We start from the raw sequence: 25,400 nt of genomic DNA, 5'->3' as shown, positions 1-25,400 counted from the left end.
ACCAAGAGATGCATCGTCTTTCGGACGGTCGCATGGTGATTTTCCCGACGGCCTCTTCCGAACCCAAAGTGGTAGGAGAGGAGACGGTCGCGGTTTTTCAGGCCTATGGCTTCGATGTTGTGCTGGCGGAGGTCTATGGCGAAGGGGCAGCGCAAGCTGCCTGCGACCCGCAAATAGTGGCGCTGGTTCACGACTACGGTAGCGTCTTTTTTACCGGCGGCAATCAGTCATTTATCACCGATGCGCTGGCCCCGGCGGGCGTCGCCAGCCCGTTATTAACAGCGATCCGCGATGTTCATGCCCAGGGCGGGCTGGTCGCCGGCTCAAGCGCGGGCGCGGCGATGATGTCAGACACCATGATTGTCGGCGGCACCTCGCTGGAGGCGGCGACCTTCGGTGTCATCACCTCGCCTGAACAGCCGGGCATGCTGCTGGGCCGTGGCCTGAATCTGTTTCACTGGGGCATTGTCGATCAGCACTTTATTAAAAGAGGCCGCCTCGGGCGGCTGATCGTCGCCATGATGGAAAGCGACATTCCGTACGGCTTTGGGATTGATGAGAATACGGCGCTGTTCGTCAAGGGAAACGATGCGTATGTCATTGGCGAATATGGCGTATTTGTGCTTGATATGCGTGCGGCGCAGTATGACTACGCCCTCAGAACGGCGAAGAATATCCTTATCAGCTATCTCGACGACGGCGATGGCCTCGATCTGCGCAATATTGAACCACGGGTCGGCTCACAAAAAATGCCGGTGACTCGTCAGGATGTTGCCTACAGTGCGCCAGCCCGTTCGCTACGAAACGTCTTCGGCGCTTATACGCTGTACGATCTGCTGGCGAGGCTGGTATTAGGCGATCCGCTAAATTACACCCACGATCATGCCAGCGCCATCGATCCCAAAAACGCGATGGCGGCCACCATTGAATTTGCGCGGCTCCCTGAGGTTTCGCAGTCATTCATTGCCATCAGAAATAATGAGTTGCGCATGACGGCCATTCGTTTTCAGGCAAGCCTGGTCAGCCATAAGCTCAATGCGTCGCAGTTGAATGCGAGTCAATATAGCGCATTGTCACGCGATTACGGCATCAAGCCACGGCCTGAATCCCGGCTACTGCTCCTGGGTTCGACGCCGTTAGCCCGCGATGCCCACTTATTTGATGACCTGCTGAACGCCTGTTCGAATGAGGTGGGTATTATCGCCGCCGCCTCGGCCGAACCGCGTAGTGACGCGAGGGAATATTTGCGCGCGCTGGCGGATCGCGGCATCCATGCCGTTGATTTTAATATTACCATCGACAATATCGAACGCCTCAGTCTGGATCGCGCCCTGATCGAGCGGATTGCGGCGCTGAAAACCATTATCCTCACGGGCGGTAACCAGATTCGCCTGGTTGAAGCCTTACTCCATCGCGGCGAAGTGACCCCGGTGTTGCAGGCATTAGTGCGGGCTTATTGCGCAGGGGCCACCCTTATCGCCATTGGCGGCGCGGCGGCGGCGCTCTCGGGATTCATGATCGCAGGCGGCAGCTCTTATGAAGCGCTGCGTTTTGGGATTGCATCGGATATGGGACGACGCGGTCTGGTGATTCAGGAGGGGTTGGGGCTGTTTGGCTCTGGTATTGTGGACCAGAACCTCGCCTCCGCCCGTCGTCTGGGCCGTCTGGTTGTCGCCTGCGCGGAAGAGAATGTGCGTTATGGTCTGGGGATCTGTGAGGACAGCGGTTTTATCAGCAATCACGATAATTCGTTACTCACGGTGGTCGGGGCCAGAGGGGTTGTGCTGGTGGAAACTGACCCGACGCAGATAGTCCTGCAGGGTGATGATTTTATCGCCGCCGGCACCCGATTGACCTTCGCCTTGCCCGGTGACGTCATCGATCTGAATACCGGCACACTCCGGCGCCAGCAAGCAGATGAACCGGCGGACGCCGCGCTTCGCCAGCTTATGACCGATTTTATCGATGAGTGCGGCGGTAGCGATGGGTATTCTTGCGCAGAACACAGGGACTCCGGGCCGCTTTCACTACGTTTTAACGCTATCGGACAGGGCTGCGGGCTGCTGAATATGACCTGTTTACGGGAGCGGCATGGTTAATTCATCGACAACAGGTACGGATAGTGACTCACCCGCGCCAGAGACTGGCGCTAACATTGCACAGAGCATAACCGCGCGTTTCAGGATAAAAATATGAATGAACATCAGGTTTCGGCCGTTGAGAATACCCACACGCGGCAGAATATTACGCTGCCTGCTAGCGGGACAGGAGCAATACATAACCTCTCAATCCTGCGCTTTGGGAGCCCCGGGGCGCGACCAAAAGCCTATTTGCAGGCGGGCCTGCATGCGGATGAATTTCCGGGGATGCTGGCGCTGCATTATCTGAGCACTATGCTGACCGAGGCGGCGGCACGCGGACGCATCGTCGGCGAAATCGTCATCCTGCCGCAGGCCAATCCCATTGGTCTGGCGCAACAGGATAGCGGTTTCCTGCTGGGGAGACACGATGTTGAAAGCGGGGACAATTTTAATCGTCACTATCTCGACTTTACGCTGGCGATGGGGGAGCGTCTGTCAGACAAACTAACCCCGGACAGCCAGCTCAACCGTGCGATTATCCGAGCGGAAATGGCGACATTGCTTGCCGAACAGCAGCCGACCACCGCCTTAGCGGCGCTGCGTCACACGCTGTTGTCTCTGGCTTACGATGCTGATTTTGTTTTCGATCTCCATGCTGATAACCAGGCGTTGCCGCATATGTATGTGGGAACCCCGCTTTGGCCTGACGCCCAGGATATCGCCGCGGAATTGGGCGTTCGCGCGGTGTTACTGGCTGAAAAATCAGGCGGAAATCCGTTTGATGAAGCCTGCAGCGCTCCGTGGTGGGAACTGGCCCAACGCTACCCGGATTACCCGATCCCGCTGGCTTGTCTGGCGACAACTCTGGAACTGGGCTGCAATGATGATGTCGATGTGCGTCTTGCGCAGGATCAGGCGGCCGCATTATATCGTATTCTGGAAAGGCGCGGCGTTATCGAGGGACCAACCGATTCCGACCTTCCGCGCTTGCGTTGTGAAGCCACGCCGCTCACGGCGATGTCGCAGGTGAAAGCGCAGCATGCTGGTCTTATCGTGTACCGTTTACGTACCGGAGATACGGTAAGAGCGGGCGATGTGGTGGCAACGATTATTGTGCCTGCGGGGGAGGAGGTCGAGGTGATCGCCGAAACTGATGGCATCCTTTTCGCCCGTCACAGTCAGCCTTATGCCTGGCAAGGAAAGGTGATAGGGAAAATCGCGGGGAGCGTGCCGCTGGCTACCCGCCAGGGCAATTTACTCACCGATTAATTCCGCCGAAGGCCGTTATCTGGCTGCGGCGCAGCCAGATAACGTGGCGTACCCGCGGTTGCCTTCTTTCGGGGTAAGGAACGGCAATGAGAAGTACTGCGCAAACTGCCTGTCGTAGGTGTCATAAATCTGCGTGACGAATAAGGTAAAGATCAGCAGCATCGAGAACTGCCTGGTTTTCGCCAGCTCCAGCGCATGGGAGAGCTACAGGCGCGCCGGTAGCGATTTTGAACATAAATGTAACATTGTAAATGATGTTAATTAACCAGGAATTATTGACCTCGCGCATCCTTTTGTACAAAAAATAGCCATATTCTGATAATGGTAATGGATGACAGAGGAGGAACTATGATGAGCGTTGACAGACTGTATCGTAACCTTCTGAATAAGCTGATTAATGCCAATATTGATCTCCACGCTTATTTGCAGTTACGCAAAGCGAAGGGCTATATGTCAGTCAGCGAAAATGAGCATCTGCGTGATAACTTGTTCGAACTGTGTGGTGAAATGCGTGAACACGGGCTGCGGTTGCAGCACGAGCTTGCACCGGAGGAAAAGGATGCACTCCGTCTTGCGGGTGGAGCCATCGCGTCTGCGGCGGTTTGCCTGATGAGCGGGCATCATGACTGCCCGTCATATATTGCGGTTAACGTAGAGACGCTAGAACGCTGTCTGGCTGAGCTGACGATGAATATTCATAAACTGAATAAACGAGCGTCAGTGACCCACGTCTGAATTCAGGGGGAGGCGAACTCCCCCTGCTTAAGGTTATGTAAAAATCCTCTCCTGGTTTGCCTCGCTGGCTACTCTTAGCGCATTACCGAAAGTATTGCCGATGAAAGGAGAATGCTATGCGCCAGGTCGCCATTTCGCTGATGCTCGCCACCCTGCTGTTTCCCGCCGCGACCCTTGCCGGGAAGGTACGCGTCGAGGTCTTGCAAAATCAGCTTGCGCATCCGTGGGCGCTGGCCTTTTTGCCCGATGACCAGGGAATACTGATAACCCTGCGTTCAGGCGAACTGAAGCGCTGGCGGCAGGGGGAAGGTCTTTCGGCCGCGATAACCGGCGTCCCCACGGTGTGGGCCAGCGGCCAGGGCGGGTTGCTTGACGTGGCGCTGGCCCCGGATTTTACCCGCTCCCGCCGGGTCTGGCTGAGCTTTGCTGAAGTCGGCGATGAGGGTAAGGCCGGTACCGCCGTGGGCTACGGTCGTCTGAGTGACAACCTTCAGCATCTGGAGCATTTTCAGGTCGTCTTCCGCCAGCAGCCGAAGCTCTCCACCGGCAACCATTTCGGCGGGCGGCTGGTTTTCGATGGGAAAGGATATTTATTCATCGGGCTGGGCGAAAATAACCAACGCCCTACGGCCCAGGATCTGGATAAACTGCAGGGAAAAGTGGTGCGCCTGAGCGAAGACGGCACAGTCCCTGCCGATAATCCTTTTGCCGATCGCGCGGGGGCGAGGCCGGAAATCTGGTCTTATGGCATCCGCAATCCGCAGGGGATGGCGATGAACCCCTGGAGCGCTACGCTGTGGCTCAACGAACACGGGCCGCGCGGCGGCGATGAGATCAATATTCCGCGCAGGGGCAAAAACTACGGCTGGCCGCTGGCGACACACGGGGTCAACTACAGCGGCCTGCCGATTCCCGAAGCGCAGGGCACGGCGGTCGCCGGAACCGAAGCGCCGCTTTTCGTCTGGAAGCGTTCTCCGGCGGTGAGCGGGATGGCGTTTTATGCGGCGCAGACTTTCCCGCAGTGGCAGCACAAGCTATTTATCGGGGCGCTGAAGGACCAGTCGCTGATTGTTCTGAAGGTGGATGGCGATAAGGTGCGCGAAGAGACGCGCCTTCTGCGCGATCGCGGCAAGCGTATTCGCGATGTGCGCGTCGGACCCGACGGCTATCTGTATGTGTTAACCGACGAGTCCAACGGCGAACTGCTGAAGGTGAGCCCGGCCGAATAGCATCAGGTGACCGGAATCATCACCACATCGCGCCACGCCTGGCGTTCATTAAGCTGCTGATACCAACGCTGCAGGTGCGGACGCGGCTGCCAGGTGTCCACCATCTCCATCAGGTTATAAACGAACGGCGCCACGGCGATATCGCCGAGGCCAAAGGCCTCTCCGGACAGCCAGGCAGAGGTGGCCAGTTCAGCGTCAAGAATAGCGAAAAGCGCTTCACAGGCGGCAATACCGGCGGCGATGGCTGCCGGATCGCGCTTATCCTCTGGCGTTCTCACCAGTCCCATCAACACCGGACGGTGGGCGGGAGAAAGCGAACCGTTCGCCCAGTCCATCCATTTGTCGCTCTGCGCGCGCTGGCGCGGCGAAGCGAGCCATAAACGGTCCTGACCATACTCGGCGGCCAGATAGCGAATAATGGCGTTCGATTCCCAAAGGACGAGGTCACGGGCATCATCTTTCAACAGCGGCACCAGACCGTTCGGATTCATCGCCAGATATTCCGGGTCATGATTTAAGCCAAACTCCAGCCCTGCCATAATATGCTGATATGGAAGCTCCAGCTCCGCCAGCGCCCAGCGTACTTTCTTCACATTCGTCGAGTTATTTCTGCCCCATAGCGTAATCATATCGGTTCCTGCCTGTTATTGAGCCGTCGTTGCATCATGGTAAGCAATCATGTTGGAATAAACATAATATTTAGGCAATCATGATCAAAAAAATTGCTCTGTTTTCAGCAGGGAGCGAGGTTATTGCGTAAACTTTAAAAACTTTACCAACTCGCTGTTTCTTTAAGGTCATTTGTACGCTTTACTCACCGGCTGCTGCTGCGCCGATAGAGTGTTGCGGCATATTTTGTTTGGAAAGGATACTTGGGTGGCTCTTATGACGCATGACGCTTTTTCCCTTCGCGGCCTCGTGGCAGGCTGCGCGCTTCTCGTTCTTGTCGCACCTGCGGTGCAGGCTGCGGAACAACTCCCCGATGCCCCGTCGATCGACGCCCGAGCCTGGATCCTGATGGATTACGCCAGCGGTAAAGTGCTGAGCGAGGGCAACGCCGATGAAAAACTCGACCCGGCGAGTCTGACCAAGATAATGACCAGCTATGTCGTCGGGCAGGCGCTGAAGGCGGGCAAGATTAAGTCCACCGATATGGTCACCGTCGGTCGCGATGCCTGGGCTACCGGTAACCCGGCGCTGCGCGGGTCATCGGTGATGTTCCTTAAACCAGGGATGCAGGTTTCGGTCGAAGACCTGAATAAAGGCGTGATTATCCAGTCCGGTAACGATGCCAGCATCGCGATCGCCGACTATGTGGCAGGGAGCCAGGATGCATTCGTCAGCCTGATGAATGGCTATGCGCAAAAAATGGGGCTGACCAACACCACCTTTATGACCGTGCACGGTCTGGATGCGCCGGGCCAGTTTAGTACCGCGCGCGACATGGCGCTGCTGACCAGGGCGATGATTCATGACGTCCCTGAAGAGTACGCCATTCATAAAGAGAAAGAGTTTACCTTCAATAAGATTCGTCAGCCGAACCGCAACCGTCTGCTGTGGAGCTCAAACCTCAACGCGGATGGCGTCAAAACGGGGACCACCGCCGGCGCAGGCTACAACCTGGTCTCCTCGGCAACCCAGGGAGACATGCGTCTGATTGCCGTGGTGCTTGGCACCAAAACCGATCGTATTCGTTTTAATGAATCCGAAAAGCTGCTGACCTGGGGCTTCCGTTTCTATGAAACCGTGACGCCGATTAAACCGGATGCCACCTTTATCACCCAGCGCGTCTGGTTTGGCGACAGCAGCGAAGCCAAACTCGGGGCGGGCGAAGCCGGCTCGATTACCCTGCCGCGCGGCCAGCTGAAAAACCTGAAAGCCAGCTATACCCTGACGGATACGCAGCTGACGGCGCCGCTGAGCAAAGGGCAGGTGGTCGGGACCATCGACTTTAAACTCAATGATAAAACCATCGAGCAGCGCCCGCTTATTGTCATGGAAGCGGTCAATGAAGGCGGCTTCTTTAGCCGGATGATGGACTTCGTGCTGATGAAACTGCACGGCTGGTTCGGTAGCTGGTTCTCGTAATCAACAGGCCGCGCCCTGCGGGGCGCGGTCAGTAGAGCAGTGAAATCTGTTTTTCTTTCGCCAGCGCAAGCAGATCCTCATCCGGGCAGACATCGCTGGCAATCACATCAAAACGCGATAAATCGCCCATCCGCGCCGGTCTGACCTTGCCAAATTTACTGTGATCGACAACCAGCACGTGGTAGCGCGCGCTGCTCATCGCCCAGTGTTTAACCGGCAGTTCCTCGAGGTTATAGCAGGTGGCGCCCTGCGCGCAGTCGATCCCGGCCGCCGAGTAGAAGGCAATGTCCGGGCACAGATGGCTGAGGGTATCCTGCAGGCTGAGCGGTTTAAAAATGGCATTGCTGGCATGGAACTCGCCGCCGCAGAGAATGGCCCGACACTGCGGTTTTTCCTGCAGCGCCAGAAAAGTGTTCAGCGAATAGCAGATGCCGGTAAAAGGCAGGGCGTTATCAATCGCGTCAATGATCCAGGGCGTGGTTGTTCCACAGTCGAAAAAGGCCATCTGATGGGCTTCAAGCAGCGCGGCAGCGTGACGGGCGGCACGGCGTTTTTCGTCCACCAGACGGGTTTTCTGGTCGCTGAGCAGGTAATGGGTTGCGCTGCGCGGCTCCAGAACGATATAACCGCCTAACAACACCACCGGGCCATTATGGCCGTTCAGGTCGCGACGAATGGTCATTTCTGATACGCCAAGCAGCGCGGCGGCCTCTTTTAGATGAAGCTTATCGCTGCGCTTGAGCGCCTGAATGAGCTGGCTGATGCGTTCATCACGACGTGTTTCCATATTCCCTCTACCCTGAAATCGCCCGGCATCGGCAGGGCGTCAGTGGGCAATTTTACCTGCCCGGAGAGGGTTAGTCACGCACCCAGCCTTTACGAATCGGCAGGGAGAAGCAAACCCGGTACAGCTGCTGCAGAGATTGATACAGCGCCTGGCCACCGGCCGGCCACAGTAGTCCGGCGGCCAGACAACCGCACATCCCGGTCAGCAGGCCGCCCAGCATATCCAGCGGCCAGTGAACGCCAAGATAGACGCGGGACCAGGCGATCGCCGCGGCGGTCGCCAGCAGCGCGATCCCGGACCACAGGCGATGCCAGAACAAGAAAGCCAGCGCAAAGGTAAAGCTGATGGTGCCGTGATTGCTGGGGAAGGAGTTATTCGGCGCGTGATGCAGGAACTGATAGCCGACGCCTGCGGCAAACGGGCGCTCATGCGGGAAGAGCAGGCCAAAAATCCATGACAGACTCAGGCTAATCGCCAGCGCGAGGAACACTTTAAACACCAGCTGCCGCTGGTTTGGCCCCCAGAGCCACAGCGCAGCGGCCAACAGAGGCACAATCAGAATCACCTGTTTGGCAATGAAGGTCGCCAGTGCGATGAGCCACGAGGGTGAGGCGGGGGTGGCGTTGATTAAGGCAAACAGCGTGTCGTTGATATTTTCCAGCATAGATTCAGACTCTTGGTATCCGATAGCAATCAGCCGCCCACCTTAAAAAACGGTGGCGATAAATTAAAGCAGTATTGTCTTAATTATCAGCTTGTTAAGAAGCTGCTGGCGCGGCATGCCGTGGCGAAGATGTCGCAGGGAATGAGTATATCGCCTGTAACCTAATTGAAATATAAACGAAATATAGACAGGTTTAATTAAAATGGCGGTGAGAGCGGCGGGCGGAAGGCGCGTTGCGCTATTTTTCATTGTCACTCACAATTCACTATCTCCTCCGCAAGACTTTCATTAAACTTTGCGCGATTTTTGTTTAACTAAGAGATTGCATGCAGAATTATTCGCTTTCAGGAAAACGCCTCGGACGGCAGGCGCTTTTGTTCCCGCTCTGCCTGGTGTTATACGAATTTTCCACTTATATCGGTAACGATATGATCCAGCCGGGAATGCTCTCGGTGGTGGAAGAGTTTCAGGTAGGCAATGAATGGGTGCCGACCTCGATGACCGCCTATCTCGCCGGCGGCATGTTTTTACAATGGCTGTTGGGACCGTTGTCGGATCGGATCGGCCGTCGCCCGGTGATGCTCACCGGGGTGGTGTGGTTTATCGTCACCTGCCTGGCCACTCTGCTGGCGCAGACCATTGAGCAGTTCACGCTGCTGCGCTTTTTGCAGGGGATTAGCCTGTGCTTCATCGGCGCGGTGGGGTATGCCGCCATTCAGGAGTCGTTTGAGGAGGCGATGTGTATCAAAATCACCGCCCTGATGGCGAACGTTGCGCTGATTGCCCCGCTGCTCGGTCCGCTGGTGGGGGCGGCGTGGGTGCACATCCTGCCGTGGGAAATGATGTTCGTGCTGTTTGCCGTGCTGGCCGCTATTGCCTTTGTGGGCCTGCAGCGCGCGATGCCGGAAACCGCGACGCGGATGGGCGAGAAGCTGTCGATGAAAGAGCTGGGTCGCGATTATGGCCTGGTGCTGAAGAATCTGCGCTTCGTCGCCGGCGCGCTGGCGACCGGGTTTGTCAGCCTGCCGCTGCTGGCGTGGATTGCCCAGTCGCCGGTGATTATTATCAGCGGGGAAAACGCCACCAGCTATGAGTATGGCCTGCTGCAGGTGCCGATTTTCGGCGCGCTGATTGCCGGTAACCTGGTGCTGGCGCGACTGACCTCGCGGCGTACGGTGCGCTCGCTGATTATTCTCGGCGGCTGGCCGATTATGTTCGGGCTGCTGCTCTCTGCGGTGGCGACGGTGGTATCGAGCCATGCTTATTTGTGGATGACCGCCGGGCTGAGCGTCTACGCCTTCGGGATCGGGCTGGCGAATGCCGGGTTGGTGCGCCTGACGCTGTTTGCCAGCGACATGAGTAAAGGCACGGTTTCGGCCGCGATGGGGATGCTGCAGATGCTGATTTTTACCGTCGGCATAGAGGTCAGTAAGCATGCGTATGAGCAGGGGGGGAGCGGGGTATTCAGCCTGTTCAACTTGCTCAGCGGCGTAGTGTGGCTGGCAATGATTGTCTATTTTCTCAAAGACAAGCGCGTCGGAAACTCCAACGACCCGCAGGCATAACGTCGGGCGTTCCGGGTGTGGCACGACTGCCGCACCCGGACGAAAATCAAGCGAACGGCGCTTCGCGATTCAGCACTTTGTCGATGATCTGCAGCACACCTTCTTCATTGTTATGCGGCGCATCGTAGCGGGCAACGGCTTTCACCGGCTCTGCTGCGTTGGCCATGGCAAAACCAAACCCGGCATGTTGCAGCATTTCAATATCGTTTCCGCTGTCGCCAAAGGCGACGACTTCATGATTCTCAATGCCCCAGCGCTGTTGCAAAATACGCAGGCCGTTGGCTTTGTGCACACCGGGAATAATCAGGTCGATACTGCCGTAGCCGGTTGCCACGGCGGTCACCATATCGCCCAACGCCGCGTGTAGCTGCGGCTGGATTTGTGCAATCAGATGATCGGGCACGTTGAGGCCGAATTTCAGTATCACGTCATCGATATGGTTGAAGTCATCCACCAGCTGCAGGCGATGATAATATTTCGCGGCGACCGTCTTTAACTCATCGTTATAGCGATTCAGGGTATACGCGCTGCCTTTGCCGCAGGCGATGATTTCAATATTGGTCAGCGTCTGCAGATAGTCGATGACGGTGTGGAAATGATCTTTCGGCAGTTGACAGTTAAAAACGTCATCGCCGGCGCTGACCACCCAGCCGCCATTTTCGGCGACAAAGGCTATCTCGTGGGCAATGTCCGGAAAAAATGAAATCAGCTGGTAATACTGGTTGCCGCTGGCGACGACAAAACGAATATTCTGCTCGCGCATACGCTGATACTGGTTCAGAAAGCGCGAGCGATTGTAGGTTTTGGCATCGCTTAAGAAGGTACCATCCATGTCTACCGCAATCAGTTTGATGCTCATTAACTGTTCTCCATGACAGGTTCATGTTGTGGTTTTGCTACCGCTCTGGCGACCAGTGCCGCCACCATGACCAGACCCAGCACTACCATCATGGCGCTGCGCAGGCCGAAGTGTTCTCCAAGGAAGCCCAGCAGCGGCGGCCCGACCAGGAAGGCAAGATAGCCGGTTATCGCCACCACGCTGACGCGCTTCGGCGCATCGGGACCGGTGTCGCTGGCGGCGGAAATGGTCAGCGGGAAACCGAGCGATGCGCCAAGTCCCCACAGCAGTACCGAGACGCCGGCTACCCACGGGTTGTCGACAAAGATAATCAGGCCGATGCCCAGCGCGCCCATGACGGCGCTGGCACGTACAACCGTGACCCGGCTGTAACGATCGATAAACCAGCCGCCGGTAAAGCGGCCTAGTGTCATCCCGAGGGTGAAACCGGCGTAAATCAAGGAGCCAGAGGTGGGGCTGAAGCCGTGGCCGTCCACCATCAGCAGCGGCAGCCAGTCGTTGGCGGATCCTTCAGCAAAGGCCATTGCCAGCACCACAACGCCAATCAGCAACAGCTGAACATCACGCCATACCGGCAGACCTTTTTCCTCATGATGCGCGCTTTCAGCCGCATTTTTTCCGGTCCCATCAGGGATGGCGCGAATCGCTATCGCAATCGGGGCAATCGCCACCAGCGCGGCCAGCAGAATATGCGGCGCGGCGGGCAGACCAAAACCGGTCACCGCCATTCCTACACCGGCGCCGAACAGCGTACCGAAGCTGTAAAACCCGTGCATCATCGGCAGCACGGTTTTATTCATTTCCCGCTCGACGGCGGCGCCTTCGACGTTAATGGCCACCTCCGCCGAACCGAAGCTGGCGCCGAAAATGGCCAGCCCGATGGCAAACAGGATGGCTGAGGTGAGCCACAGCGCCACGCTGAGCACGAGCATGCCGACCACGGCGCACGACATGGTGGTGCGAATCACCTTACGGGTGCCAAAACGTTTGACCAGCCACGCCGAGCAGAGAATCCCGCTCATCGAACCAATCGACAGGCCAAATAAAACGATGCCCATTTCCGCCGTTGACAGCGTCAGCAGGTCACGGATCGCCGGAGTACGGGTAGCCCATGAGGCCATCAGCAATCCAGGGATAAAGAAGAACATGAAGAGGGCCCAGAGTCGGAGCTGTAAAGCCCGGCGGGAGGTTTGCGCTGTCATCCGTAAACGCCTGTGAATGAGAAGATAGAGACAACAGTAGCAAGATTGTGTACATTTGTACATATTCTTCAGCATGCGTATTCGGGCAAGGACCGGGCGCCAGGGAGCGCGACATTGCTGCCGACAGCATGCGCATGACAGCGACTAAGAGGAAAGATATGGCCCGTCGACCGAACGATCCGCAGCGCCGGGAGCGCATTTTGCAGGCGACGCTGGATACCATTGCCGCCCACGGGATCCACGCGGTCACCCATCGTAAAATTGCCAGCTGCGCGGAGGTTCCGCTAGGCTCGCTGACCTACTATTTCAGCGGCATTGACGCGCTGATAGAAGAGGCGTTTCGCATTTTTACCCGCGATATGTCCGCGCAGTACCAGCAGTTTTTTACCGCGGTCAGCAGCCGTGAAGAGGCCTGCGATGCCATTGCCGAGCTGATCTTCAGCGCCCAGGTGACGACCGCGCGAAATATGGAGTTGATGTATCAGCTGTATGCGTTTTGCAGCAGCCAGCCGGCGCTGAAGGCGGTGATGCAGCACTGGATGCAGCGCAGCCAGCAAACCCTGGAGCAGTGGTTTGAACCGGAGACGGCTCGCGGGCTGGATGCGTTTATCGAAGGAATGACCCTGCATTTTGTCACCGATAGCGCGCCGCTCTCAAAGCAGGCTATCCGCCTGATGGTCGGACGGCTGGCCGGAGAGGGGCAATAGCCCAATAACGCGCTGCACGCGGAGAACTTCGAAATAAACATTGTGGAGTCAGCAGGAAAGTGGCGAGGCGTCGCGAACGGGTCATCTTGTTCCTGGCGGATTGTGCGTGTAACACTGGCGCTTCACCCGGCGTATCAGTGTACATCAACCGGTGGTTCAGAGGGGGCACGTCTCCATAAAGCCTGGGACAACAGAAATGGGGTGAGGAGCATGCACATGGGAAGATACCCGGCTGATGGGGTGGTGGTGGTCGCGCTACCGCCACTGGTACTGCCCGGTGGTGGTAACTGAATAATTTTAAAGGTCATAAAATTCAGGCAACAAAAAACCCATCAACCTTGAACCAAAATGGCGGGGTTGATGGGCTCCACAAAATGGGGACATCAAAGAAAAGCAGTGGCACTACTTATGACTGACGGCCAAGAGAAAAGTTCTGCCTCTGTCCCATTTTTTCTTAAATATTTACTGTAGCCCTGGCCAGATGATGACAATCAGCGTCCCCGCGAGAGTCAGCAGCACGTTGGCAATCGCATACGTACCCGCATAGCCCAGCGCCGGAATGTTGCTGCGCGCGGTGTCGCTGATGATTTCCATCGCCGGGGCGCAGGTACGCGCCCCCATCATGGCGCCAAACAACATCGCGCGGTTCATGCGCAGCACATAGGCGCCAAACAAGAAGCAAATCACCACCGGCACCAGGCTGACGATAAGACCCGCCGCCAGCATCTGGCCGCCGATGGTGCCCAGGCCGTGACCAATCCCGGCGCCGGCGCTCAGACCGACCCCGGCCATAAACACCATCAGGCCGAACTCTTTCACCATATTCAGCGCGCCCTGCGGAATGTAGCCGAAGGTCGGGTGGTTGGCGCGCAGGAAGCCGAGCATGATCCCGGCAAACAGCAGCCCCGCCGCGTTACCGATACCAAAGCTGAAAGAGCTAAACTGGAAGGTGATCATGCCGATCATCAGGCCGACGATAAAGAAGGCGCAGAAGGCGAGCAGGTCGGTCACCTGGCTGTGAATGGAGATAAAGCCGATGCGGTCGGCAACGGTTTTCACGCGTCGCGCATCGCCGCTGACCTGTAATACGTCGCCTTTGTTGAGCACCACGTTATCGTCGATAGGCATTTCAATCTGGCTGCGAATGACGCGGTTTAAGAAGCAGCCGTGATCGGTGAGCTTCAGCTGCGCCAGACGGCGGCCTACGGCGTTGTGGTTTTTCACCACGATCTCTTCGGTGACGATGCGCATATCCAGCAGGTCGCGGTCGAAGACCTCTTTGCCGTTACGGAAGCTGGGATCAAGGCGGGCATGGGCGTCCGGGTAACCTACCAGCGCGATATCATCGCCCATCTGCAGGACGGCATCGCCATCCGGGTTCGCCAGAATGCCGTTACGGCGAATACGCTCGATGTAGCAGCCGGTTTGCCGGTAAATCCCCAGCTCGCGCAGATTTTTACCATCAGCCCAGGCGACCAGCTCCGGGCCGACGCGATAGGCGCGGATCACCGGCAGGTAGACTTTACGTTTGGAGTCGGTATCGAGCCCGCGTTCACGCGCAATCTGCTGGGCGCTGGTTTGCAGATCCTGATGCTGCAGCTTCGGCATATAGCGCGCGCCAACGATCAGACTGACGAGACCAATCAGATAGGTCAGGGCGTAGCCCAGACTCAGGTGGTCGAGGGAGAGTGCCAGCCGATCGCTGGGCAGGCCAAAGTGGCGAAGCGTATCCCCCGCACCGACCAGCACCGGCGTTGAGGTCATGGCACCGGCGAGCATCCCGGCGGTCAGGCCGATGTCCCAGCCGAACAGTTTTCCCAGCCCCATCGCCAGCAGCATCGCGCTGCCGACCATCACCAGGGCGAGCATCAGATAGTTTTTTCCGTCGCGGAAAAAAATAGAAAAAAAGTTGGGACCCGCTTCCACGCCAACGCAAAAAATAAACAGCATAAAGCCCAGATTTAGCGCATCAGTGTTAATACTGAAATGCTGCTGACCTAATAATAATGAAACCACTAAAACGCCAATAGAATTACCAAGTTGTACCGACCCGAGGCGAAGTTTCCCGAGACAAAGCCCCAGGGCAAGTACAACGAATAATAACAGGATGTAATTCCCGTTTAACAAATCTGCGACGTTTATATTCACGAAAGCCAACTTCTCATTTACTAGTAAGTTGTTGAAGGAAATGGTTATTTGGTCTAAGGTTGGTCCAGTGTTCGCGTTGTCCCGAACCCTGTTCTGGCATCCCGTTATAACCAGTAAAAACAGAGCCGGTAGTTTAATCCTTCCTGGATGCTGCGGCTAGTCACAATCGTTTTTACGCCGGTGGGGGCTAAATTGGCATGGATTGCCGGAATGCTTTATCTGACTGGGCGAAAGTTAAGTGGGTTAGAAGCAGAATCAGGAGGATGTTGTGAAATATGAGCGTGCCTGGGTGGGTATTACCTGTGGGTTCTTTCTGTTTATCGTAGTGTGTTTACTGCTGTTACTGCATATGAAAGACGTCTTTCGGGCTACCGGTCATCCTGAAGTGGGACTGCTCTGCTTTTTGCTGCCCGGTGCGGCCGCCAGCTGTCTCTCTCCGGGGCGGCGCGTCATCCAACCGCTGGTGGGGGCGATTCTTGCAACCCCTGTCTGTCTGCTGATCATGCGGCTTTTTTTTGCGGCTCAGCGTACCTTCTGGCAGCAGCTGGCGTGGTTGTTTAGCGCGGTGTTCTGGTGCGCGCTGGGGGCGCTGTGCTTTTTGTTTATCTGCGCCTGGCTGGATACCAGACGCAATCATTCGTCAGAGGAATGAGTCGGCTCAGGCAAACAGACCGAGATTCTCTTTCGCCCAGGCTTCAAAATCGGTGCAGCCGCCGATATGTTTTTGATCGACAAAAATCTGCGGAACGGTCTCAACCGGTTTGCCTACGGTCTTTTCCAGGTCGCTCTTGCTGATGCCTTCGGCGTGGATATCAACATAGCGATAGTTGAAATCATCGCGTTCATTGGTCAGTTTCTCTGCCAGCTCTTTGGCGCGTACGCAATACGGGCAACCAGGGCGACCAAAAATAACGGTAAACATACTTTCTCTCCTTAAATCTCAGCCGGGTGGCGAATGGCGGCTATGATGCCGCGTTATGTCGGCGAGGAAAAGAAGGTTCTGCCTTTTTCTTCGATGGTTTAAGGCTATGTTTGATAACTGCCTTCGTGGTTAAATTATTATACTGTGTCTGCCGCGCGCGATGAGCCAGAAGGCCGCGCGCAAAACATTGACTGGAGGAGTGCTATGCGATCGCCTGCCGTTTTGCCGAAAAGCGTTCTGCTGGTAGAGGTCATCGGGATTGTGCTGTTGACCCTCGCCTGGCTCTCGCTCAATCAGTACCTGCAGCTGCCGGCGCCGTTTTCCAGCCCGACGGCGGCGATGCTGATGATCTTCGCCGGGATCCTGCTGATGCTCCCGGCCGCGATAGCATTAATGTGGCGAATGGCCAGGATCGTCGCGCCACAGCTGACCCACACTCCGGAACCCACTTCTTCATCAGACAGAGAAAAACAAGATGACGCCGACCATTGATCTGCTGCGTAGCCACCGTTCCATCCGCCACTTTACCGATGCGCCGATTGGCGACGAACAGCGCGAAGCTATCATCGCCAGCGCGCAGGGTGCTTCAAGCTCGAGCTTTTTACAATGCAGCTCCATTATTCGCGTCACCGATCCTCAGCTTCGTCAGCAGCTGGTTACGATGAGCGGCGGCCAGCAGCACGTTGCGCGCGCGGCGGAGTTCTGGGTCTTTTGCGCCGACTTTAACCGCCTGCTGCAAATCTGTCCGGATGCCCGGCTGGGGCTCGCCGAACAGCTGCTGCTGGGCGCGGTGGATACCGCAATGATGGCGCAAAATGCGCTGGTCGCCGCCGAATCTCTGGGCCTCGGCGGCGTCTATATCGGCGGGATCCGCAATAGTATCGAAGGGGTGACCGAACTGCTGAAGCTGCCGCAGCACGTCCTGCCGCTGTTTGGCCTGTGCCTGGGATGGCCTGCCGATAATCCGGACGTGAAGCCGCGCATGCCCGCAGCTATGCTGGTGCATGAAAATACGTACCAGCCGGTGGATGAGGCAGTGCTGGCGCAATATGATGAGCAGATGGCGCAATACTACCTGTCGCGCGGCAGCAACACCCGCCGCGATACCTGGAGCGACCATATTCGCCGTACCATCATTAAGGAAAGTCGCCCGTTTATTCTCGAATATCTGCATAAGCAGGGGTGGGCAACGCGCTGATTACGTGTACACTGCTGCCTGCTTCCCGCCCCGCTATTTGGCGGAGCGGGCGGTCGTGGCGCAATTAACATATTGCAGGCCCGCCGGAGCGGGCCTTGTTGCAGAGGTGCAGGGTGAAAATTGCTATATTATCCCGGGATGGAACGCTTTATTCCTGTCGTCGCCTGCGTGAAGCCGCGCAAAAACGCGGCCACCAGGTGGAAATCCTCGATCCGCTTTCCTGCTATATGAACGTGAGTCCGGTGGCCTCATCGATGCACTATAAAGGACGTCAGCTCCCGCATTTTGATGCCGTGATCCCACGCATTGGTTCCGCGATTACCTATTACGGAACCGCCGCCCTTCGTCAGTTTGAACTGCTCGGTAGCTATCCGCTCAATGAATCGGTGGCGATAACCCGCGCCCGCGATAAGCTGCGCTCGCTGCAATTGCTGGCGCGCCAGGGGATCGATCTGCCGCTGACCGGCATTGCGCACTCCCCGGACGACACCAGCGACCTGATTGCCATGGTTGGCGGCGCGCCGCTGGTGGTTAAACTGGTGGAGGGGACCCAGGGCATTGGCGTGGTGCTGGCGGAGACCCGCCAGGCGGCAGAGAGCGTGATTGACGCCTTCCGCGGCCTGAACGCGCATATTCTGGTTCAGGAATATATCGCCGAGGCGAAAGGGCGGGATCTGCGCTGTCTGGTCGTGGGTAATGAAGTGGTGGCGGCTATCGAGCGGCGGGCGAAAGAGGGCGATTTCCGCTCTAACCTGCACCGCGGCGGGGTGGCGACGGCGGCCACGATCAGCGATCAGGAACGTGAGATGGCCATCAGGGCGGCGCAAACCCTGGGGCTGGATGTCGCCGGGGTGGATATCCTTCGCGCGACCCGTGGGCCGCTGGTGATGGAAGTGAACGCTTCTCCGGGCCTGGAAGGCATTGAAACCACTACCGGAATTGATATCGCCGGGCGCATGATCGCCTGGATTGAGCGTCAGGCCACGCCAGAATTTTGTCTGAAAATGGGCGGATAACCGGCGCGGGCGACACTTTCATGGTATGCGCTGCGTTTTTTGCGTAAGCTATGGCGTCGTTTTTCTACAGTAAGAGGTCACAGGTCATATGGATTCACTGGTCGTTCCGGGTCTGGATACGCTACGTCACTGGCTCGATGAGTTAGGTATCAACTTCTTTGAGTGTGATTCCTGCCAGGCCTTGCATCTGCCGCATATGCAGAATTTCGACGGCATTTTTGATGCGAAGCTCGATCTGGTGGATAACGTCGTGCTCTTTTCGGCGCTGGCAGAAGTGAAGCCTTCGGCGCTGCTCGGGCTTGCCGCGGATCTTTCGGCAATTAACGCCAGTTCGTTGACCGTCAAAGCCTTCCTCGATATTCAGGATGACAATCTGCCCAAACTGGTGGTGTGCCAGGCGCTATCCGTCGGCGTCGGTATTAGCGTCGAACAGTTTGGCTGGTTCTTCCGCCAGAGCGAAGAGCAGATCTCTATGGTTATCCTTGAAGCGGCAGCCAACCAGGTGCTCTATAAAGCCGAAGAAGAAGAGTACGCCGCGGAAGATATTCAGCACCATTTTCTTCACTAAACCTGTCGATGAATAGCGCAGCCACTGCCATAGCGGCTGCGTATTACGTGCTTTTATTCTGCATTTCACCTTCCGTTAAAGAATTTTTCACCGCCATTCAGCCGCTTTTGGCTTATCACGTAGACCGTTATTGCATAAAAAATTGATAAAAGGCGTTATTTTACCTGGGCTATAGCCTCTTATTCTGGCTACAGTTATTCTGACGATGCTTCCAGTTGCGGGCAACCATTCCGGGAGAGGACCTCTCTCCTTTTCTTAGGCAATGAGAAAATATGCATGATTATTGCATGCAGACAAGTGCGTATATTAAGCCCGCTTGTTAACGGGCATTGAGAAGGAAAAAGAGATATGACCGCCTTTGGTAAAAAATGGTTAACAGGTCTGGTTACGGGTGCGTTGATGGCCGTCTCTGCCGGTTCACTCGCCGCTGAACAAAAAACCCTGCATGTTTATAACTGGTCTGATTATATTGCGCCGGATACGGTGGCAAATTTTGAAAAAGAGACCGGCATTAAAGTGGTGTACGACGTTTTTGATTCCAACGAAGTGCTGGAAGGCAAATTAATGGCGGGCAGCACCGGTTTTGACCTGGTGGTCCCGTCCGCCAGCTTCCTTGAACGTCAGCTGGCGGCAGGCGTCTTCCAGCCGCTGGACAAGAGCAAGCTGCCAAACTGGAAGAATCTTGACCCGGAAGTCCTCAAGCTGGTCGCCAAACACGACCCGGATAACAAGTACGCGGTGCCGTACCTGTGGGCGACTACCGGCATTGGCTATAACGTCGATAAAGTGAAAGCCGTGCTCGGTAAAGATGCGCCGCTGAATAGCTGGGATCTGGTGCTTAAGCCGGAGAACCTTGAAAAACTGAAAAGCTGCGGCGTCTCCTTCCTCGATGCGCCGGAAGAGATTTTCGCCACCGTCCTGAACTATCTGGGCAAAGACCCGAACAGCACAAAAGCCGATGATTACACCGGCCCGGCGACCGATCTGCTGCTGAAACTGCGGCCGAATATCCGCTACTTCCACTCTTCGCAATACATTAACGACCTTGCTAACGGCGATATTTGCGTCGCCATCGGCTGGGCTGGCGATGTCTGGCAGGCGGCGAATCGGGCAAAAGAAGCGAAGAACGGCGTGAATGTCTCCTACTTTATTCCCAAAGAGGGGGCGCTGGCGTTCTTTGATGTCTTCGCGATGCCAGCGGATGCGAAAAATAAAGATGAGGCTTATCAGTTCCTTAACTATCTGATGCGCCCGGAAGTGATCGCCAAAATCAGCGATAAGGTGTACTACGCTAACGGCAACAAAGCCTCCACGCCGCTGGTGAGCGAAGCCATCCGTAATAACCCGGCTATTTACCCGCCGGCCGATGTGTTCGCCAAACTGTTCACCCTGAAGGTGCAGGATCCGAAAATCGACCGCGTACGCACACGTGCGTGGACGAAAGTCAAAAGCGGGAAATAAAACCTGATGGCCCGGTTCACCGGGCCTGAAAAGGTCTGACCCGGCCGGCTGGTTTCGCCATGCGGCCGGGCAACAAACGGATAAAAGTGCAGCGAATACATGCACCAGGATGGTGCACCTGCACTGTAAAGTTCAATGTATGGCAACCGGGCCATACGGTGGTAGTTTTTTGCCGGAGAGCACCCGAGTGAACGACGCAATTCCCCGCCCACAAGCGAAAACCCCCAAGGCGCTGACCCCGCTGCTGGAAATCCGTAATCTGACGAAGTCTTTCGACGGGCAGCACGCCGTCGATGACGTCAACCTCACGATTTATAAAGGTGAAATCTTCGCGCTGCTGGGCGCATCCGGCTGCGGCAAATCGACGCTGCTGCGCATGCTGGCCGGCTTTGAGGAGCCGACGGCCGGGCAAATTATGCTCGATGGCGTAGACCTGTCGCGCGTGCCGCCCTATCAGCGGCCCATCAATATGATGTTTCAGTCCTACGCGCTGTTCCCCCATATGACGGTGGAGCAGAACATTGCCTTTGGCCTGAAACAAGACAAGCTGCCGAAAGCTGAAATCGCCAGCCGGGTGCAGGAGATGCTGGCGCTGGTGCATATGCAGGAGTTCGCCAAACGCAAACCGCATCAGCTTTCCGGCGGCCAGCGTCAGCGCGTGGCGCTGGCCCGTAGCCTGGCGAAACGACCAAAACTGCTGCTGCTTGATGAGCCGATGGGCGCGCTGGATAAAAAGCTCCGTGACCGCATGCAGCTGGAAGTGGTGGATATCCTCGAGCGCGTGGGGGCCACCTGCGTCATGGTGACCCACGATCAGGAAGAGGCGATGACCATGGCGGGACGTATCGCCATTATGAACCGCGGGAAGTTCGTGCAAATCGGCGAGCCGGAGGAGATCTACGAGCATCCGACCACCCGCTACAGCGCGGAATTTATCGGCTCGGTCAACGTATTTGAAGGGGTGGTCAAAGATCGCCTGGAAGATGGTCTGGTACTGAGCTCGCCGGGGCTGACGCACCCGCTAAAAGTCGACCCTGATGCTTCCATCGTCGACAATGTACCGGTGTGGGTCGCTCTGCGCCCGGAAAAAATTATGCTCTGCGATGAGCCGCCGGCGGATGGCTATAACTTTGCGACAGGAGAGGTGATACATATCGCCTACCTCGGCGACCTGTCTATCTACCACGTACGGTTGCAAAGCGGACAGATGATCAGCGCTCAGTTGCAGAACGAACACCGCCACCGCAAGGGCACGCCAACCTGGGGCGATGAAGTGCGTTTGTGCTGGGATGCCGACAGCTGCGTTGTTCTGACGGTGTAAGGAGAGGGCGATGAGTATATTAGAACCACCGGCCGGGGTGAAAAAAACGGGCGGTTTTGCCCGATGGCTCACGCGTTTGCAGATGGCGCATGGTCGCAAGCTGGTGATCGCGCTGCCCTATCTGTGGCTGATTCTGCTGTTTCTGCTGCCGTTCCTGATCGTCTTTAAAATCAGCCTGGCGGAGATGGCGAGAGCGATCCCGCCTTACACCGATCTGTGGGAGTGGGCGGACGGTCAGCTCACGCTGACGCTGAACCTCGGCAATTTCCTGCAACTGACCGATGACCCGCTCTATTTCGAAGCCTATCTGCAGTCGCTGCAGGTGGCGGGAATTTCGACATTCTGCTGCCTGCTGCTCGGCTATCCGCTGGCATGGGCGGTGGCGCACAGCAAACCGTCTACGCGCAATATTCTGCTGCTGCTGGTGATCCTGCCGTCGTGGACCTCATTCCTGATCCGCGTTTATGCGTGGATGGGCCTGCTGAAAAGCAACGGCGTACTGAATAATTTCCTGCTGTGGACCGGGGTTATCGATCGGCCGCTGGAGATCCTGCATACCAATCTGGCCGTTTATATCGGTATTGTATACGCCTACCTGCCGTTTATGGTGCTGCCTATCTATACCGCGCTGACGCGGATTGACTACTCGCTGGTGGAGGCGTCGCTGGATCTGGGTGCCCGGCCGCTGAAGACCTTCTTCCAGGTGATCGTCCCGTTGACCAAAGGCGGGATTATCGCCGGTTCAATGCTGGTCTTTATCCCGGCGGTCGGGGAGTTCGTGATCCCGGAACTGCTGGGCGGTCCGGACAGCATTATGATCGGGCGCGTTCTGTGGCAGGAGTTCTTTAATAACCGCGACTGGCCGGTCGCCTCAGCGGTGGCTATCGTAATGCTGCTTCTGCTGATCGTGCCGATTATGTGGTTCCACAAACATCAGCAAAAACAGATGGGGGATCATGGATGAATGATTTGCCGGTAGTCCGTTCGCCGTGGCGAATTTTAATCCTCGTGCTCGGCTTTACCTTTTTGTATGCGCCGATGCTAATGCTGGTGATTTACTCATTCAACAGCTCGAAGCTGGTGACGGTGTGGGCGGGTTGGTCGACACGCTGGTACAGCGAGTTGTTCCATGATGATGCGATGATGAGCGCCGTCGGGCTGAGTCTGACTATCGCCACCTGCGCGGCGACGGCGGCAGCGATTCTGGGCACCATTGCCGCGGTGGTGATGGTGCGCTTTGGCCGCTTCCGTGGTTCGAACGGCTTTGCCTTTATGATTACCGCGCCGCTGGTGATGCCGGATGTCATTACCGGGCTGTCGCTGCTGCTGCTGTTTGTCGCGCTCGGGCACGCCATCGGCTGGCCGTCGGATCGCGGCATGCTGACCATCTGGCTGGCGCACGTCACCTTCTGTACCGCCTATGTGGCGGTGGTGATTTCGTCGCGCCTGCGTGAACTGGACCACTCTATTGAGGAGGCGGCGATGGATTTAGGCGCGCCGCCGCTGAAGGTCTTTTTCATCATTACCCTGCCGATGATCATGCCAGCGGTTATCTCCGGCTGGCTGCTGGCGTTTACCTTATCACTCGACGATCTGGTCATCGCCAGCTTCGTTTCCGGCCCTGGAGCCACCACCTTGCCGATGCTGGTCTTCTCCAGCGTGCGTATGGGGGTGAACCCGGAAATCAACGCCCTGGCAACCTTAATCCTCGGCGTGGTCGGTATTGTTGGTTTTATCGCCTGGTATTTGATGGCGCGCGCAGAAAAGCAGCGGGTGCGCGATATCCAGCGTGCAAGACGCAGCTGAAGCCCCTAAAATCTACGGTAATACTGGTATCGGCGTCGCGATGGTGCGACGCCGTTTTCATGGAAGACGTTTCCGTTGGGACTGTTTACAAAAACTCGTTCATCTCATGCGCGTCTTAACGTTCCTGCGCTGGTGCAGGTGGCGGCGTTCGCCATTATTTTGATTCGCGGCGTGGATCTGCTGATGATCCTCAATCAGCTGGGGATCGGTGGGATAGAGGCGTTTATTCATCGTAGCGTGCAGACATGGACCCTGACGCTGGTATTTCTCTCCAGCCTGCTGCTGGTCTTTATTGAGATCTGGTGCGCATTTTCACTGGTGAAAGGGCGGAACCTGGCGCGCTGGATCTTTCTCCTGACGCAAATTATTGTCACCGGTTATCTCTGGGCGGCCTCGCTGGGGTATGGCTATCCGGAGCTGTTCAGTATTGCCGGCGAGTCAAAACGTGAAATTCTGCGTTCTCTGGTGATGCAAAAACTGCCTGATTTTCTGGTGCTGGCGCTGCTGTTTGTTCCGGCGTCGTGTCGACGGTTTTTCCGACTGCAATAACGGTGATACAATCCCCGCCCCTGATTTCTGGAAGGTCTTTTTATGCACTGCGCACTCTATGACGCGGGCCGCTGTCGCTCCTGTCAGTGGCTGGAACGGCCGTTAACACAACAGCTCGCCAGTAAAATGGCCGACCTCAGAACGTTGTTGGCGGACAGCCCGGTCGTGACATGGTTTGAGCCGGTTTCCGGCCCGCAAGCCGGTTTTCGCAACAAAGCCAAAATGGTGGTCAGCGGCAGCGTTGAACGCCCGCTGCTGGGGATGTTGCACCGCGATGGCAGCCCGGAAGACCTGACCGAATGTCCGCTTTATCCGGCCAGTTTTGCGCCGGTTTTTGCCGCGCTGAAACCGTTTATCGCCCGCGCCGGGTTAACGCCCTATAACATCGCCCGCAAGCGCGGCGAGCTGAAGTATCTGCTGCTGACGGAAAGCCAACTGGATGGCGGCATGATGCTGCGTTTTGTGCTGCGCTCGCTGACAAAACTGGAACAGCTCCGCACCGCGCTGCCGTGGCTGCAGGCGCAGCTCCCGCAGCTGAAGGTGATTACCGCCAATATTCAGCCGGTACATATGGCCATTATGGAAGGCGAGCAGGAGATTCTCTTAAGCGAGCAGCCGGCGCTGGCGGAGAACTTTAACGGCGTACCGCTGTGGATCCGCCCGCAGAGTTTCTTTCAAACCAACCCGAGCGTTGCCAGCCAGCTGTATGCGACCGCTCGCGATTGGGTGCGCCAGCTGCCGGTCAAGCATATGTGGGATCTGTTCTGCGGAGTGGGGGGCTTTGGCCTGCACTGCGCCACGCCGCAAATGCGCCTGACCGGGATTGAGATTGCGCCGGAGGCTATCGCCAGCGCGAAGCAGTCTGCCGCTGAACTGGGCCTGAGCAATCTGCATTTTCAGGCGCTGGACTCGACGCAGTTTGCCACCGCGGAGGGCGAGATTCCTGAGCTGGTGCTGGTCAACCCGCCGCGCCGTGGGATCGGCCGCGAGCTGTGCGACTATTTATGCCGTATGGCGCCGCCCTTTATTATCTACTCCAGCTGTAACGCGCAGACGATGGCGCAAGATATTGCGCGGCTGCCGGGCTATCGGGTTGAGCGGGTGCAGCTGTTTGATATGTTCCCTCATACCGCCCACTACGAAGTGCTGACGCTGCTGGTTCGCGAAGTTTAAACAAAATGTGAACTCTTCTGCTGGCGTAAATCGGGTAAGCTTGACTCATAAC

At 56.8% G+C, this 25,400-nt stretch carries 25 protein-coding genes and 1 pseudogene; 18 read left to right on the top strand and 8 right to left on the bottom strand.

Annotated features, from left to right (window positions below):
• The first annotated feature begins 8 nt into the window (after positions 1–8).
• Together Electrica_RS17130 and Electrica_RS17125 are read left to right on the top strand one after the other, a co-directional pair.
• On the top strand, positions 9–2,099 hold the full coding sequence (locus tag Electrica_RS17130; protein ID WP_266095168.1) for a cyanophycinase: 2,091 nt from the start codon (positions 9–11) through the stop codon (positions 2,097–2,099).
• A 93-nt stretch (positions 2,100–2,192) separates the two neighbouring features.
• Positions 2,193–3,350 (top strand): succinylglutamate desuccinylase/aspartoacylase family protein, encoded by a 1,158-nt coding sequence (locus tag Electrica_RS17125; protein WP_131048283.1) that lies wholly within the window; start codon positions 2,193–2,195, stop codon positions 3,348–3,350.
• A 36-nt stretch (positions 3,351–3,386) separates the two neighbouring features.
• On the opposite strand, the pseudogene Electrica_RS17120 reads toward Electrica_RS17125, so the two are convergent.
• Positions 3,387–3,554, bottom strand: a pseudogene (locus tag Electrica_RS17120) (MFS transporter); the annotation flags it as partial.
• A gap of 147 nt (positions 3,555–3,701) precedes the next feature.
• On the opposite strand from Electrica_RS17120, the gene bssR reads away from it, so the two are divergent.
• The gene (bssR, locus tag Electrica_RS17115) at positions 3,702–4,085 is read left to right on the top strand and encodes a biofilm formation regulator BssR (protein ID WP_100684092.1); all 384 of its coding nucleotides are present in this window, start codon (positions 3,702–3,704) and stop codon (positions 4,083–4,085) included.
• Between the two features lie 140 nt (positions 4,086–4,225).
• The gene (locus Electrica_RS17110) at positions 4,226–5,314 is read left to right on the top strand and encodes a PQQ-dependent sugar dehydrogenase (RefSeq protein ID WP_228267431.1); all 1,089 of its coding nucleotides are present in this window, start codon (positions 4,226–4,228) and stop codon (positions 5,312–5,314) included.
• Positions 5,315–5,316: 2 nt separating this feature from the next.
• On the opposite strand, the gene Electrica_RS17105 is transcribed toward Electrica_RS17110, so the two are convergent.
• Entirely contained in the window at positions 5,317–5,943 is a 627-nt protein-coding gene (locus tag Electrica_RS17105) for a glutathione S-transferase family protein (protein ID WP_131048285.1), read from the bottom strand.
• Positions 5,944–6,199: 256 nt separating this feature from the next.
• On the opposite strand from Electrica_RS17105, the gene dacC reads away from it, so the two are divergent.
• The gene (dacC, locus tag Electrica_RS17100) at positions 6,200–7,402 is read left to right on the top strand and encodes a serine-type D-Ala-D-Ala carboxypeptidase (RefSeq protein ID WP_100684012.1); all 1,203 of its coding nucleotides are present in this window, start codon (positions 6,200–6,202) and stop codon (positions 7,400–7,402) included.
• A 28-nt stretch (positions 7,403–7,430) separates the two neighbouring features.
• Here dacC and deoR read toward each other — a convergent pair whose 3' ends face one another.
• Positions 7,431–8,189, bottom strand: a complete 759-nt coding sequence (gene deoR, locus Electrica_RS17095) for a DNA-binding transcriptional repressor DeoR (protein ID WP_141965025.1) — start codon at positions 8,187–8,189, stop codon at positions 7,431–7,433.
• Between the two features lie 70 nt (positions 8,190–8,259).
• Positions 8,260–8,853 (bottom strand): undecaprenyl-diphosphate phosphatase, encoded by a 594-nt coding sequence (gene ybjG, locus Electrica_RS17090; RefSeq protein ID WP_131048287.1) that lies wholly within the window; start codon positions 8,851–8,853, stop codon positions 8,260–8,262.
• A gap of 326 nt (positions 8,854–9,179) precedes the next feature.
• Between ybjG and Electrica_RS17085 the strand changes: the two genes are divergently transcribed.
• Positions 9,180–10,418 (top strand): MFS transporter, encoded by a 1,239-nt coding sequence (locus Electrica_RS17085; RefSeq protein ID WP_131048288.1) that lies wholly within the window; start codon positions 9,180–9,182, stop codon positions 10,416–10,418.
• A gap of 46 nt (positions 10,419–10,464) precedes the next feature.
• On the opposite strand, the gene Electrica_RS17080 is transcribed toward Electrica_RS17085, so the two are convergent.
• Both Electrica_RS17080 and Electrica_RS17075 read right to left on the bottom strand, forming a co-directional pair.
• Positions 10,465–11,277, bottom strand: a complete 813-nt coding sequence (locus tag Electrica_RS17080; protein ID WP_141965024.1) for a Cof-type HAD-IIB family hydrolase — start codon at positions 11,275–11,277, stop codon at positions 10,465–10,467.
• Positions 11,277–12,479, bottom strand: a complete 1,203-nt coding sequence (locus Electrica_RS17075; RefSeq protein ID WP_141965023.1) for an MFS transporter — start codon at positions 12,477–12,479, stop codon at positions 11,277–11,279. Before Electrica_RS17075 ends, Electrica_RS17080 begins: the two co-directional genes overlap by 1 nt.
• 158 nt (positions 12,480–12,637) lie before the next feature.
• Here Electrica_RS17075 and Electrica_RS17070 point away from each other — a divergent pair, with 158 nt between their 5' ends.
• On the top strand, positions 12,638–13,186 hold the full coding sequence (locus tag Electrica_RS17070; protein ID WP_131048291.1) for a TetR/AcrR family transcriptional regulator: 549 nt from the start codon (positions 12,638–12,640) through the stop codon (positions 13,184–13,186).
• A gap of 462 nt (positions 13,187–13,648) precedes the next feature.
• On the opposite strand, the gene Electrica_RS17065 is transcribed toward Electrica_RS17070, so the two are convergent.
• Positions 13,649–15,334 (bottom strand): aspartate:alanine antiporter, encoded by a 1,686-nt coding sequence (locus tag Electrica_RS17065; protein ID WP_100684090.1) that lies wholly within the window; start codon positions 15,332–15,334, stop codon positions 13,649–13,651.
• Between the two features lie 268 nt (positions 15,335–15,602).
• Between Electrica_RS17065 and Electrica_RS17060 the strand changes: the two genes are divergently transcribed.
• Positions 15,603–15,986: an inner membrane protein YbjM gene (locus Electrica_RS17060; protein ID WP_141965022.1), complete on the top strand. Its 384-nt coding sequence runs from the start codon at positions 15,603–15,605 to the stop codon at positions 15,984–15,986.
• A 6-nt stretch (positions 15,987–15,992) separates the two neighbouring features.
• Here Electrica_RS17060 and Electrica_RS17055 read toward each other — a convergent pair whose 3' ends face one another.
• Positions 15,993–16,256, bottom strand: a complete 264-nt coding sequence (locus Electrica_RS17055) for a GrxA family glutaredoxin (RefSeq protein ID WP_004859945.1) — start codon at positions 16,254–16,256, stop codon at positions 15,993–15,995.
• Between the two features lie 204 nt (positions 16,257–16,460).
• Between Electrica_RS17055 and Electrica_RS17050 the strand changes: the two genes are divergently transcribed.
• The 10 genes from Electrica_RS17050 (at position 16,461) to rlmC (ending at position 25,348) form a co-directional block, all read left to right on the top strand.
• The gene (locus tag Electrica_RS17050; protein ID WP_131048293.1) at positions 16,461–16,748 is read left to right on the top strand and encodes a YbjC family protein; all 288 of its coding nucleotides are present in this window, start codon (positions 16,461–16,463) and stop codon (positions 16,746–16,748) included.
• Positions 16,732–17,454 (top strand): oxygen-insensitive NADPH nitroreductase, encoded by a 723-nt coding sequence (gene nfsA, locus Electrica_RS17045; protein WP_100684000.1) that lies wholly within the window; start codon positions 16,732–16,734, stop codon positions 17,452–17,454. The genes Electrica_RS17050 and nfsA overlap by 17 nt, the downstream gene beginning before the upstream one ends.
• A gap of 113 nt (positions 17,455–17,567) precedes the next feature.
• Entirely contained in the window at positions 17,568–18,470 is a 903-nt protein-coding gene (gene rimK / locus Electrica_RS17040) for a 30S ribosomal protein S6--L-glutamate ligase (RefSeq protein WP_141965021.1), read from the top strand.
• Between the two features lie 88 nt (positions 18,471–18,558).
• The gene (locus Electrica_RS17035) at positions 18,559–19,038 is read left to right on the top strand and encodes a type III secretion system chaperone family protein (protein ID WP_131048294.1); all 480 of its coding nucleotides are present in this window, start codon (positions 18,559–18,561) and stop codon (positions 19,036–19,038) included.
• Positions 19,039–19,386: 348 nt separating this feature from the next.
• Positions 19,387–20,499 carry a spermidine/putrescine ABC transporter substrate-binding protein PotF gene (potF, locus tag Electrica_RS17030; protein WP_100683997.1) on the top strand — a complete coding sequence of 371 codons (1,113 nt, stop codon included), beginning with the start codon at positions 19,387–19,389 and terminating at the stop codon, positions 20,497–20,499.
• A 187-nt stretch (positions 20,500–20,686) separates the two neighbouring features.
• Positions 20,687–21,820 carry a putrescine ABC transporter ATP-binding subunit PotG gene (gene potG / locus Electrica_RS17025; protein WP_100683996.1) on the top strand — a complete coding sequence of 378 codons (1,134 nt, stop codon included), beginning with the start codon at positions 20,687–20,689 and terminating at the stop codon, positions 21,818–21,820.
• Between the two features lie 10 nt (positions 21,821–21,830).
• Positions 21,831–22,784 carry a putrescine ABC transporter permease PotH gene (potH, locus tag Electrica_RS17020; RefSeq protein WP_131048295.1) on the top strand — a complete coding sequence of 318 codons (954 nt, stop codon included), beginning with the start codon at positions 21,831–21,833 and terminating at the stop codon, positions 22,782–22,784.
• Positions 22,781–23,626: a putrescine ABC transporter permease PotI gene (gene potI / locus Electrica_RS17015; RefSeq protein ID WP_004859959.1), complete on the top strand. Its 846-nt coding sequence runs from the start codon at positions 22,781–22,783 to the stop codon at positions 23,624–23,626. Before potH ends, potI begins: the two co-directional genes overlap by 4 nt.
• Before the next feature lie 75 nt (positions 23,627–23,701).
• Positions 23,702–24,175 (top strand): YbjO family protein, encoded by a 474-nt coding sequence (locus Electrica_RS17010; RefSeq protein WP_100683993.1) that lies wholly within the window; start codon positions 23,702–23,704, stop codon positions 24,173–24,175.
• 42 nt (positions 24,176–24,217) lie between these two features.
• Positions 24,218–25,348, top strand: coding sequence for a 23S rRNA (uracil(747)-C(5))-methyltransferase RlmC (rlmC, locus tag Electrica_RS17005; protein WP_141965020.1), 1,131 nt, complete (start codon positions 24,218–24,220; stop codon positions 25,346–25,348).
• Positions 25,349–25,400: the final 52 nt, after the last annotated feature.

The organism is Klebsiella electrica, assembly GCF_006711645.1.
Classification (GTDB): domain Bacteria; phylum Pseudomonadota; class Gammaproteobacteria; order Enterobacterales; family Enterobacteriaceae; genus Klebsiella; species Klebsiella electrica.
Note: the sequence above shows the minus strand (reverse complement) of the source record. Positions and strands in the feature narration are given on the sequence as shown.